Annotated in this window: 10 protein-coding genes; 1 reads left to right on the plus strand and 9 read right to left on the minus strand. The window is 40.1% G+C overall.

Translation table 11 applies throughout. The features are described 5' to 3' along the window. Positions 1-86: 86 nt before the first annotated feature. Both AQ505_RS23840 and AQ505_RS23845 read right to left on the minus strand, forming a co-directional pair. The gene (locus tag AQ505_RS23840; protein WP_231634971.1) at positions 87-1,637 is read right to left on the minus strand and encodes a M28 family peptidase; all 1,551 of its coding nucleotides are present in this window, start codon (positions 1,635-1,637) and stop codon (positions 87-89) included. A gap of 84 nt (positions 1,638-1,721) precedes the next feature. Continuing rightward, positions 1,722-2,693 (minus strand): polyprenyl synthetase family protein, encoded by a 972-nt coding sequence (locus AQ505_RS23845; RefSeq protein ID WP_062550472.1) that lies wholly within the window; start codon positions 2,691-2,693, stop codon positions 1,722-1,724. A 72-nt stretch (positions 2,694-2,765) separates the two neighbouring features. Between AQ505_RS23845 and AQ505_RS23850 the strand changes: the two genes are divergently transcribed. Further along, positions 2,766-3,788, plus strand: a complete 1,023-nt coding sequence (locus AQ505_RS23850) for an alpha/beta hydrolase (RefSeq protein ID WP_062550473.1) — start codon at positions 2,766-2,768, stop codon at positions 3,786-3,788. 71 nt (positions 3,789-3,859) lie between these two features. Here the strand turns inward: AQ505_RS23850 and AQ505_RS23855 are convergent, their stop codons facing one another. From AQ505_RS23855 to AQ505_RS23885, 7 genes are all read right to left on the minus strand, one after another. After that, a complete protein-coding gene (locus tag AQ505_RS23855; RefSeq protein WP_062550474.1) occupies positions 3,860-4,834 on the minus strand; it encodes a YpdA family putative bacillithiol disulfide reductase in 975 nt (324 codons plus the stop codon). A gap of 21 nt (positions 4,835-4,855) precedes the next feature. After that, positions 4,856-6,271: an MBL fold metallo-hydrolase gene (locus AQ505_RS23860; RefSeq protein WP_062550475.1), complete on the minus strand. Its 1,416-nt coding sequence runs from the start codon at positions 6,269-6,271 to the stop codon at positions 4,856-4,858. 88 nt (positions 6,272-6,359) lie between these two features. Then, complete coding sequence (locus tag AQ505_RS23865; protein WP_062550476.1) at positions 6,360-7,376, minus strand: asparaginase; 1,017 nt, start codon at positions 7,374-7,376, stop codon at positions 6,360-6,362. Positions 7,377-7,379: 3 nt separating this feature from the next. Then, positions 7,380-8,147: a TatD family hydrolase gene (locus tag AQ505_RS23870; RefSeq protein ID WP_062550477.1), complete on the minus strand. Its 768-nt coding sequence runs from the start codon at positions 8,145-8,147 to the stop codon at positions 7,380-7,382. 182 nt (positions 8,148-8,329) lie between these two features. Next, positions 8,330-9,772, minus strand: a complete 1,443-nt coding sequence (locus AQ505_RS23875) for an MAC/perforin domain-containing protein (protein WP_062550478.1) — start codon at positions 9,770-9,772, stop codon at positions 8,330-8,332. A 659-nt stretch (positions 9,773-10,431) separates the two neighbouring features. Next, positions 10,432-11,430, minus strand: coding sequence for an FKBP-type peptidyl-prolyl cis-trans isomerase (locus AQ505_RS23880; protein WP_062550479.1), 999 nt, complete (start codon positions 11,428-11,430; stop codon positions 10,432-10,434). Positions 11,431-11,523: 93 nt separating this feature from the next. After that, complete coding sequence (locus AQ505_RS23885) at positions 11,524-12,534, minus strand: DHH family phosphoesterase (RefSeq protein WP_062550480.1); 1,011 nt, start codon at positions 12,532-12,534, stop codon at positions 11,524-11,526. Between the last annotated feature and the right edge of the window lie 50 nt (positions 12,535-12,584).

Consider the following 12,584-nt stretch of genomic DNA (forward strand, 5'->3'; position numbering starts at 1 on the left):
TATCGCTAGCTCTATTGCGGATATAAAATCAACCTGCCCATTTTTCAGCTCAGCATTCCTTTGAAAAGAATGCTGAGCTATTTGTACTACCACTTCCATTCACCAGCTATCTTCAAAGGAACCTCCAGATCATTCTCTTGAAGAAATTTCTTCAATACCTCATTTGATTGTCTGCTCACTGGAATATTTGGTGTATTGGCCAGGGCATAAGCCAGCATGGCACTAAATCTCACCGTATTTCTCAATTCCTGATCATCCACCAGGGAGAATACATCTCCATCAGAATGGTAGAAAGGACCGGAATTATTCGGCAGTACTTCTCCTGCGCCTCCACCTGTTGGGATTCCTTCCAATAAGAAAGGTTGGTGATCACTGTGCAAGCCTGCACCTGCATAAAATATATTTTTGAAACCGCTATCCAGCTGATTGATCTGGCTGCCCCAGGCATTAAACAAATCTTTCATTTCTTTTCTACTGGTTGAAAATCCTTTAGGATTATTGGCCATATCATAGTTCAGCATGAACCTGACTTTATCCAGTGTATTTTGTTTATGCTCCGCAGCAACGTAAGCTTTTGAACCTAATAACCCTTGTTCTTCCCCCATGAACAGTACAAATTCAAGTGTACGTGCTGTCTTTAAGTTTAATTTTTTGAAAGTACGCGCCATATCAATGATGGCGAAAGAACCAATGCCATTGTCAATGGCACCTGTTGCCAGATCCCAGCTGTCCAAATGACCACCTACTACAATCTTTTCGGCAGGTAAAGTTGTTCCTTTTAAGGTAGCAATGACGTTCCTCGCTTTAATCAAACCAGAGAAATTACTCATATTTAAGCTGGCATATTGCGGCTTACTTTTTAAGGTTTCTTTTAAAGCCATCCCATCTTCCAAACCGATGCAAAGCGCAGGGATTGGGATCAGTTTTCCGGTAACCGAAGCCGTTCCAGTCAGCAATACCCCTCCTTTTACACCATTGATCAGGATAATTCCTCTGGCACCATGCTGAATGGCTATCGCTGCTTTTTCTGATCGGTGCAGGTAAGGCGTTTTTTCAGCAGAACCGGGGAGTACGCCCAGATAAACCAGGGCAATTTTACCTTTCACCTTTCCACCATCCTTGATATAATCTGCTTCCAGGCCATTCCCTAAATCTATGAGCTCCCCAAATACACTGGTTTTTACCGGCGAATGTGCCAAAGTAACTGAGTTTACTTTTTTCAATTCTTTTTCCGAATCTCCGATTTTTGTCTCATTGCTGATCCTGCTCCAGCTTTCCACTTCAAAAGGCTGGAATTTTACCTCATAGCCATAGGACTTCAGCAGTTGATAGGCATAAGCCTCTGCTTTCGCTCCATTTGCGGATCCAGTTAATCGGTGGCCAATATTTTCTGTAGCGAATTTCAAGTTATCGTAAGCCTTGGAATTGGCTTGCACTTCCGCATTTATTTGCTGGAAAACGGGACCAAAATTACCCTGAACCTTCATTTGCGAAGATACTGATGTGATGACTGTTGACTGTGCAAGGGCTTGTACGCCCGTTTCGGCAGAAGTTTGTATCGTAGTTTGAGCCTCCGCAGCAACTGCGCCAGCACAAATCAATAGACTAAAAGAGCTTTCATAAAGGAGAAATTTCAATGAAAATAAGGATTTTGGCCCTACAAGTTGTACCTGTGGGTCATTTTATTTGCAACAAATTTATAGCAAATTTATGGCAGAGAATTATTTCTTACGTTCCGTGGTATAGCGCACCAGTTGTTCCAGACCTGTTCTGGCATCACCAGGTTCGAAAGTATAGAGAATATCGAAAGCTTCCTGCTGGTACTCCACCATCTTTTCATGCGCATAGCGAACGCCTTCTTTGGCATTCACAAAATCGATGATCTGCTGAATTTTAGCGGGCTCATCCTGGTGGTTTTTTACCAGATTGATCATTTTCTTTTTCTCAGCCTTATCGGAACGGTTGAGCGCATAGATCAAAGGTAAAGTCACCTTTTTCTCTTTAATGTCAATGCCTAAAGGTTTTCCAACATCGTCCGTACCAAAATCAAAAGTATCGTCTTTAATCTGGAAAGCGATGCCGACCTTTTCGCCGAACAGCCTCATTTTTTCAATAGTTTCTTCATCAGCACCTGCCGAGGCAGCACCACAAGCACAGCAGGAAGCAATTAGAGAAGCGGTTTTCTGACGGATCACATCGAAGTATAATTCTTCAGAAATGTCCATCTTACGTACCTTTTCTATTTGCAGCAGTTCCCCTTCACTCATTTGCTTGACCGCTTCAGAAACGATTTGCAGCAAGCGGAATTCCCCATTATTCACTGAAAGCAGCAATCCTTTGGCAAGTAGATAATCACCTACCAATACCGCAATCTTGTTTTTCCAAAGGGCATTGATGGAGAAGAAACCTCTACGCTCATAAGCATTGTCTACCACATCATCATGAACAAGTGTTGCAGTATGCAGCAGTTCCACTAAAGCGGCACCTCTATGGGTAGATTCAATGATTCCACCACAAAGTTTTGCAGCAAAGAAGACGAACATCGGACGAATTTGCTTACCCTTTCTTTTAACAATATAATGGGTAATTCTATCCAGTAATGGTGCGTCACTGTGCATGGAAGCCTTGAACTTTTCTTCGAAGGCAGCGATGTCGGCGGCTATAGGTAGTTTTATCTGATTTATTCCCGGCATTCAGGTGAAAAAATATGTGTGCAAACATAAATTAAATATCTTTAAAAGCGTACTTTTAGTAAAAAGTTTAAAGTGAAAAATACATTCAAAGTACTTATCGCCGTTATTTTAGTCGCTCTCGTGGTATATTTTATGGGTCCAAGACCTGCGCAGCCACAATACAGCGCTCAGCTTCCTGTTGTTCCTCAACTTCCAGAGCTTGAAAATTATGTGAAATCTATCGAGTCCAAGCACAAGATCAAGCCGGGTAATGAGGCAGAGATTGTATGGGCAGATTCTGCGAACAAACAGCAGTCGGAATATTCAGTGGTTTACTTACATGGCTATACCGCTTCTAAGGAAGAGGGCAACCCTGTTCATACCTACCTGGCGAAAGAAATTCATGCCAATTTATACCTGGCCAGACTTGCGGATCATGGAATAGACACGGTTTCGGCAATGGAGTATTATACGCCGGACCGGGCTTGGGAAAGTGCTAAACAGGCTTTAGAAATTGGAAGAAGATTAGGAAAGAAAGTGATCCTGATGGGCACTTCTACTGGTGGTACATTGGCATTAAAGCTGGCTGCTACCTATCCTAAAGAAGTATATAGCTTGATGCTGATGTCGCCAAACATAGAGATCAACGAGAAGTTCGCTTTTCTATTAAACAACCCATGGGGATTACAGATTGCACGTTTGAACTTTGGTGGCAAAAAAGAAAGAGAAGTGGCCGACAGTGATCCTAGATATGCTAAATACTGGTATACTAAATACCGTTTAGAATCTGCAGTTGAGCTGCAGGAATTGGTAGAAACCACCATGAACAAGCAAACTTTTGAAAAAGTAACACAGCCAACCTTGCTGTTATACTATTATAAAAACGAGCAGGAACAAGACAAAACAGTAAAGGTATCTGCCGAGTTGAAAATGTTTGATGAACTGGGAACTCCGGCTGCTATGAAAGTTAAAAAAGCAATTCCTAATGCTGGAGACCATGTTATAGGTTCTTATATTACCTCTAAAGACATCCCAACTGTATTACAGGCTGTGGATGATTTCGTTAAAAATATATTGAAGATCTCAGTAGCTGAAAAAGCTGCGGTACAACCTTAACGGTTTAATATTAAAGGCTGAATTAAAGCGCTGTATACCTTGCTGAGCAAAGAATACAGCGCTTTTTTATTTTACAGCACTGCCTTCTCCCCTGCAGCGATATGTGCAAAGATCTGTTCGGCATGCACCCTGCTATTTTCGATATACCATTTGTGGGTATCCATCCCTCCGCATACTACGCCTGCAAGATATAAACCTGGCAAATTGCTTTCCATCGTTTCTTCATTATAGAAGGGCTGTGTACCATCCCCCATTTCCACACCCAGGTTTTTGAGCATGGCAAAATCAGGATGATAACCGGTCATCGCGATCACAAAGTCATTGTCGATGGTATGCTCCCCTTCCGGAGTTTTGATGGTTACTTTCCCCTCTTCAATGCTGGTCACTTCAGAATGGTAATGGGCGGTGATTTCGCCTTCTTTGATCCTATTTTCTATATCCGGGCGCACCCAATATTTTACATAAGAACCGATCTCGCCGCTGCGGATCACCAATGTTACTTTTGCGCCTTTGCGGTAAGTTTCTAAAGCTGCATCAATGCCAGAATTATTGGCGCCGATCACCACTACATTTTGAAAAGCATACAAATGCGGATCTTTATAGTAATGGGTCACTTTTGGCAAGGATTCGCCGGGAATATTCATCATTAGTGGAATGTCATAAAATCCAGTCGCGATGATCACTTTTTTGGTCTTATAATTTGTTTTTGAAGTGGCAACCTGAAATATCCCGTTTTCATTCTTCTTCACCTGTTCCACCTTTTCAAAAAGATGAATATTTAAAGAGAACTTTTCTTTGACTCTCCTATAATATTCTACAGCTTCATTGCGATTGGGTTTAGGATTGATGCTCACAAAAGGAACACCCCCTATTTCCAGGCGCTGGGAAGTAGAAAAGAAAGTCATGAAAACGGGGTAATTGAACAGACTGTTTACTAATGCTCCCTTTTCAACGATGACATAGGTCAGTCCGGCCTTTTTAGCTTCAATCGCACAAGCCATCCCAATCGGGCCGGCACCAATAATCAGTACATCGTAATTGTTCATTTTATCCGTTTTAATGATGGATTAAGCTTTCATCTGTTTGGAAGGGCAGGCAAAATCCGTACGTTTCAATCCCGTAGTTTTGATGGCAGCATAACCACCGGCAACATCGATTACATTTTCCACCCCTCGGGCTTTAAGAATCGATGCGGCTACCATAGAGCGGTACCCACCGGCACAATGGATATAATAAGTTTTTTTAGGATCGATCTCCTGCGTCCAGTCGTTGATGTAATCTAAAGGACGTGTTAAAGTTTGCTCCAGATGTTCGGCTTCATACTCTCCTGGTTTTCTCACATCCAGGGCTTTCACATTCTCATTGTTATTCAATACTTTTTCAAATTCCGCAGCAGAAATAGAAGTAATGGTTTCCAGGTCTTTTCCTGCAGCGGCCCATAAGCTGATGCCGTCCATTAAAAACCCAATGGTATTGTCGTAACCAACTCTGGAAAGACGCATAATCGCTTCTTCTTCTTTTCCCGGCTCACACACCAATAGCAAAGGTTGTTTGAGATCGGTAATTAAAGCGCCTACCCAGGGGGCAAACTGGCCATTTAACCCAATGTTCACCGAAGAAGGAATAAAGCCCTTAGCAAAGACCTGAGGATCTCTGGTATCAAGGATCAGGGCCCCGGTGCTATTTGCCATGGCTTCAAATTCGTCTGGTGTTAAAGGCGTCAATCCTTTCTCACAAACTTCTTCAAAGCTTTCATAACCATGTTTGTTCATGGCGGCATTTTTAGCAAAATATTGAGGTGGTGGTAAAATACCTGCCGTCACTTCTTGTATAAATTGTTCTTTTGAACTTGCTTTTAAGGCATAGTTGACTTCCTTTTGATGCCCTAAAGTATCGAAAGTTTCCTTGCTCATATTTTTTCCGCAGGCCGAACCGGCACCATGTGCAGGGTATACCAATACATGGTCAGGAAGTGTTAAAATTTTATTGTGCAGCGAATCGTACAGGGTGGCGGCCATATCTTCCATGGTCAGCTCCCCTTTCTGTGCTAAATCCGGACGACCAACATCACCGATAAACAGGGTATCACCAGAAAAAATGCAATGTGCTTTACCTTCCTCATCCGTCAATAGATAAGTGGTTGATTCTGGTGTATGCCCAGGCGTATGCAAGGTGGTGATCGTGACTGCACCAATTTTAAATTGCTGTCCATCGGCTGCGATCAAAGATTTGAAAGTCGTTTGGGCCGTTGGGCCATACACGATTTCCGCACCGGATTTTTCTGCCAGGTCTACATGACCCGACACAAAATCAGCATGAAAATGAGTTTCGAAAATATATTTTATCGTTGCATTGTCTTTCTCCGCACGTTTAAGATAGGGATCTATCTCCCGTAGGGGATCAATAATTGCGGCTTCACCATTACTTTCTATGTAATAGGCTGCCTCTGCTAAACAACCTGTATATATCTGCTCTATCTTCATTCCAATTTGCTATTGAACTGCAAAATTAAGGTTATAATTGATCTAGCGCAAGATTTTGGTTTTTAATTACATTGACAGGATAAGCAGATCAGGCAGTCAGCTCTCCGCGAAGTGATTGTTCCATTAAAGCGCCTACCTCTGCTGCGGTATAATCCTGCCCCATTAAATACATCAATTTGGTCACTGTAGCTTCAAAAGTGGTATCATAACCACAGATGACGCCCATCTGCTGCAGCTTTTTACTGGTTTCATATTTCCCCAATTCTACAGCTCCCCTTTTGCACTGGGTAATGTCGATGATCAGTTTGCCTCTATTGATGGCATCCTGTAAACTGGCAATGAACCAATCTGCAGTAGTTGTATTTCCGGAGCCGAAGGCTTCCAGCACAATGGCATCCACCCCTGATTTTGTAATGGCATGAACTGCCTGAGGAGAAATCCCCGGATACAGTTTCAGTACCCCAATATTAGCGTTGAACTTTGTATGTACCTTCAAAGGTTCTGTAGGCTGTTTTGCGATGTAGTTTTTAAAGAAAGATAAATGAACTCCTGCTTCTGCCAGAATTGGATAATTTGGCGAGCGGAAGGCTTCAAATTTCTCTGAATTGTATTTTATGGATCGGTTGCCGCGAAATAGCTGATAGTCGAAATAAATACACACTTCGGGCACCATTGCTTTTCCTTGTTTCTTAGTGGCCGCAATTTCCAGGGCGGTAATCAGGTTTTCTTTGGCATCTGTTCGGATCTCTCCTATCGGCAGCTGTGAGCCGGTTAAGATCACCGGTTTCGACAAATTCTCCAGCATAAAGCTCAATGCAGAAGCGGTAAAAGACATCGTATCGGAACCATGAAGAATTACAAAACCATCAAATTCCTCATATTTATCCCGGATTAAACTGGCCAACTGTTCCCAAATTAAGGGGTCCATGTTAGAGGAGTCGATGATCGGATCAAAAGAATGCACGGAAAGGTCGTAGTTTAACCTGGCCAGTTCCGGAACATTTTGTTGAATTTGCTCAAAGTTAAAGGGAATGAGTACACCGGTTTTAGGATCGTTTACCATTCCTATGGTTCCGCCGGTGTAGATGATCAGTATTTTAGTCATTGGTTAGATGTTGAAGATAGTTTTAGAATTGGCAGTAGTGACGGCAGCAATTTCTTCGATGTCGGTTTGGTAAATGTCTGCTAATTTCTCCGCAATGTGTATCAGGTAACTGCTTTCATTTGGTTTTCCACGAAAAGGAACGGGTGCCAGGTAAGGAGAATCAGTTTCCAGAACCAGGTTGGCCAATGGGATTTCCTTCAATACCCCGTCTAGTCCGCCATTTTTATAAGTGACTACACCGCCGATACCCAGGTAAAAACCGAGGTCGATGGCTTGTTTTGCCTGTTCTACATTTCCGGTGAAGCAATGCAAAATCCCTCTTAATTTGGCATCTCTTTCTTTTTCCAATACCTCAAAGATCTCGTCGAAAGCTTCTCTGCAATGGATCACAATCGGCAGGTTCAGGTCTTTCGCCCATTTGATCTGCTCAGAAAGAGCGATCTTCTGAATGTCTAAAGTGGTTTTATCCCAGTGCAGGTCAATTCCAATCTCACCAATGGCATAGATCTCCCTGCCTACGATACTTTCGCAGATTTCGTCCAGTACCAATTCATAATCTTCTTTTACATCACAAGGATGCAATCCGGCCATCGCAAAGCAATGTTGCGGGTATTTTTCTACCATCGCATCAATTTTGGCAATAGAAGCAATATCAACATTGGGCAAAAACAGGCGCTCTATATGATTATCAAGACATCTTTGCATCAAGACATCTAATTTCTCTGGGTCTGTCTCGTAATATAGGTGGGTATGGGTATCCGTCAAAAGCATGGACAAAGTTAATAAAAAAAGCAGCGGAAAGCACTAAGACACCAACCATAGAACGAGAATCACGTCTAAAAAAAATATCCAGAGATCTGAATAACATCGACATTGAACAAATTGAAAAAAGTTAAAATTATAAAAGGCGGGATTTCCCGCCTTTTATAATTTTTATATCTTATGGAATAAAACTATGTACCTATTACATATCCTAAAATACCTTCATACATCCATCCACCAGTTCCCCAACCCAGTTCATTAAATCCGACAGAGAACATATGACGTCCTCTATTATCCACGTATCGAATTAAAGGCTGAGTGCCTGGAACGTTCGCCGAAAAAATATAACCCACAATTCCTTCATACACACCATTACCATTTCCAGGCCCAAGTTCATTTCTATTATTTGAATAAAAATGAGTCTTTGTATTAGGCAGGTAAAATCTATGTAAGGCTATTGTCCCAGCTATAGAATTATCTGGATATATTTTAGCAAACGGTCCTTCAACTTGCCAACTGGAGCTTCCAGCTACTTCACCGGGATTAACAGTTAACAATCTACCATTAGTACTAGCGTTGTAGCAACGATAGATCATTCTAGTAGGTGGCTCATTTACGATATGAATCTGATTGTCCGATAAATATTTGGTAACATATGCCTTTACCTCTGCCTTTTTTACAGGATCATTGATTACATCATAAATTGGGATTAAGCCTCCCTCACTAATATTAATCATTTCTGCATTCTCTACAGTAGAACTATTTTGCCAGCTACCTATATTGACTACAGGTGTATTCGTACCTAATGGCATTTCTCCAACAATCTGCATTGAAGGATTACCACCCCAGGTTCTATAATGCAATGATTGAGAAAAATTATCTTTAACATCAGTTGTATTATATGAATAACCCGTATTTATACTGAAAATAGCCTTAACTTTCACATCCACTCCAGCAGATGCTGCATGAATTTTATCTTCTCTAGATGTCTCTGAGCGATACAAAACTTCAAGCTTAGCGCCCAAAACGATATCTTTTAAAATATGGGTGCCGTAATTATTTACAATATATGCAGCACTTTGATTACTAACATCTGCAATAAATGAAGGACTAAGATAATCCATCAACATCGCATTATTTGCGTTGAATTTGACTCTTTTTTGTATCATCATCAAATCAAAACTGCTATAAACAAATTTAGAAGAGAAGGCAGTAGAATCCTTATAACGAGCTGTTACTGTTGCTTTAAAAAACGGGGTCACACCGGTATATTCAGCATCAACCCTTAAACTCAATCCTTTAGTATAATCAAGAGCATTTTTTCCGGCGATAATTTTTCCTTCCTGCTTTTTTGATAAATCCCAAATTACCCGAGTTGGTTGCTCACTTTGTAATCTATCCACATCAATTACAGGAAACTTTGCAGCACTAGAATTGGCATATTCTCCGGTGATATCATATCCAAATCCAAGCAAATCATTTTTGCCATCTCCTGCAGACAGTAGGCTGATTCTGTTTGACAAGGAATTAGAGTTTTCCTGTAGATCATTTAATTTAAATTCCTCTTTAGAACATCCGAAAAATAGAGATGCAGCTAAAAAAAGGCAGCTTAATAGGTAATAATTCTTGTTCACAATTGTTGATTAACATAATAGCCTACTCTTTTTAAGATTTTCAGCACCCTCTGATTTTTTTAATAATGATTCAAATAAAAAATTACCTATTAAATTAATAATTACAATTACAGAGCAAGACATCAAACAACGCAAGGGAAGGGACGTGCTGGAACAAGTTAATTGTAATAAATTATTAAAATAAATAATCAATCATATATTCATTTTCAATCAAAAATACACTTAACCTGAATATTAGTTACACATATTACGTGAAATGATATCCTCACTCCATGAACTTACCCCCGCCATTACGTAAACGAACATTAGACATATTATTAAAAAAAATAACTAAACTAATACTCAATAATTAATAGACATGAATATTAAGAATTATCATTCAATTATAAAATAATTATATATTACAATGGAAATCCATAAAACACAATGATTAAGGAGTTTATAAAAGCATATCATAATATAACACATCACCATGATACATGGAAGTAATCAATAGATTGTTAATAGCATAAAATCAAGACCTTCCTTTACAATATTTATACGACATAGCAATAGGCATCATTTCAAAACCAAAATAATTTTCTTATAAAATAACGATAAAAAAAAAGGCTGCATTACCTTATAGATAATGCAGCCTTTTTTTGATGTATTTCTTTTAATTATTTTTTCTTTGCCGGAGCAGCTGTTGCTGGAGTCAGCGTTGCAGCGGGGGCAGCTTTTGGTTTTTTAATGTCTGTTAATTCCACTTCAAATACTAATGGAGCGAAAGGACTGATACCACCTTGCTGCATTCCACCTTCGCCATAAGCTAAAGCTGAAGGAATGATCATGGTCATTTTACCACCTTTACCGATCAATTGTAAACCTTCATCAAATCCTGGAATTGCTCTACCTAAAGTGATCGCACGTGGACCATAAGTAGCCATTGGATTGTGTTTACCTGATTCTTTAGCGATTTTCTCATCACTGGTATCGAAGATATTATCTTTACCGTCAGATTTTTTAGTCGTTAATTTACCAGTATAGTTTACCATCATGGTATCCCCTAAAACAGGTTTTTCGTTGTTACCTGGTTTGCTGATCACATATTGTAATCCTGAAGCAGTAGTGGTAGTTTTAAGGTTGTTATCAGCGATATATTTTTTGATTTTACCAGCTTCAGCAGCTTTCATTTTCTCAATGTTTGCTTTGTAGTCTTTTTCAAAAAACTCTCTTGCTTTTTTCTGGAAAGTTGAGTCAGCCTCATCTTTACCTTTTTGCAGTACTTTTTCTACTTTAATCGTAAAGATCAGGTATTTATCTTTCTGACCTGCTGGTTTTGGCTGACCAGAATATTTAGCTACGGTATCTAAGTCCAATTTGAAGGTAGCACTATCGCCTTCTCCAAACATGGTCAATACATCATTCATATCACCTGCATATACTTTTTTCTGTACAGGGAACACTTGTGGTGCTTCCATATCCCAGGTATTTACAGTTACTGAGTCTTTTTCAGTTTTTTGAATAAAGTTCAATTTTACAATATCACCTTCTTTGATTTTATCTTTTCCACCATCTTTGTGAATGGTGTACATCAGGCCACCCGGACCTTTTTTGTATTGGTTACAAGCAGCTAATCCAAGTGTTGCTGCGAAAAGAATTACGATACCTTTCTTCATGTGGTTTATTAAGTTTTTGTTTTTTATTTAATTTTTTTTATTCTATACTGAAGGCGAGCCTTCTTTTATTTTCACCTCAACAGGTTATAGCCTTTACTGTAATAATTGCGTTTTATAGTCTGCTAGTAACGCTTTAAAAGTCGTTACGGTATCTGCCAGATTTTGATCTGAATAACCACCTGCAGCATTCCTATGTCCACCACCATTGAAATATTTCTTACAAATTTCATTTGCAGGGAAATCTCCGGTGGAGCGCAAAGATAATTTAACTTTATCAGTTCTTTCAATAATAAATGCAGCTAATTTTATCCCGTTTACCGACAGTGCGTAGTTCACAATACCTTCTGTATCACCGGTCTGAATTTGGAAAGATTTCAACTCTTCTTTGGTCACGGTGATGATCGCAGTATGGAATTCAGGCAGGATTTCCAGTTTATTGCTCAAGCAATGACCCAGGAAACGCAGGCGGTTTTCCGTCGCATTGTCATATACCAATTGGTGGATTTTCCAATGCTCAGCTCCCAAATCAATCAGATCAGCCGCAATGCGGTATACTGTAGAATTTGCGGAAGGGAAACGGAAAGAGCCAGAATCGGTCATGATACCGGTATATAAACAGGTGGCAATGTCTTTATTCATGAATTGACCATCTTCCAGTTCATTCACAATAAAATCATAAACCAATTGTGCTGCTGCACAGGCATTGATACTCCAATGGCGGTAATCATCAAAATCTTCCGGATCCAAATGGTGGTCGATCATCAATTTATAAGCATTGGACGCCCTCACCAATTCTCCCAATTCATTGATCCTGCTCAGCGTGTTAAAGTCCAGGCAAAAGATCATGGCAGCTTCTGCAACTAACTGCGCAGATTTCTCCTGTTGTTCTGTGTAAATGATGACATCAGAATTGTTAGGAAGCCAATGTAAAAAGTAGGGATAATCCGTAGGCGTAATCACGGTAACGTGATGTCCTTTCTGGATCAGATAGGCATACAAGCCTAAAGATGAGCCCATCGCATCGCCATCAGGCTTATGGTGGGTCGTGATTACTATTTTTTGCGGCGTTGCCAGCAGTGATTTTAATTCAGGAACAGATAGCATAATTTTCACTGCAAAGCTAGTGATTAAATGATTAATTGGAGCCTATTATA

The organism is Pedobacter sp. PACM 27299, from assembly GCF_001412655.1.
Classification (GTDB): Bacteria; Bacteroidota; Bacteroidia; order Sphingobacteriales; family Sphingobacteriaceae; genus Pedobacter.

Excerpts from the sequence above, each read along its gene's own strand:
- AQ505_RS23845 (WP_062550472.1), bottom strand. The coding sequence starts at position 2,693 with ATGCCGGGAATAAATCAGATAAAACTACCTATAGCCGCCGACATCGCT.
- AQ505_RS23865 (WP_062550476.1), bottom strand. The coding sequence starts at position 7,376 with ATGACTAAAATACTGATCATCTACACCGGCGGAACCATAGGAATGGTA.
- AQ505_RS23855 (WP_062550474.1), bottom strand. The coding sequence starts at position 4,834 with ATGAACAATTACGATGTACTGATTATTGGTGCCGGCCCGATTGGGATG.
- AQ505_RS23870 (WP_062550477.1), bottom strand. The coding sequence starts at position 8,147 with ATGCTTTTGACGGATACCCATACCCACCTATATTACGAGACAGACCCA.
- AQ505_RS23880 (WP_062550479.1), bottom strand. The coding sequence starts at position 11,430 with ATGAAGAAAGGTATCGTAATTCTTTTCGCAGCAACACTTGGATTAGCT.
- AQ505_RS23885 (WP_062550480.1), bottom strand. The coding sequence starts at position 12,534 with ATGCTATCTGTTCCTGAATTAAAATCACTGCTGGCAACGCCGCAAAAA.
- AQ505_RS23860 (WP_062550475.1), bottom strand. The coding sequence starts at position 6,271 with ATGAAGATAGAGCAGATATATACAGGTTGTTTAGCAGAGGCAGCCTAT.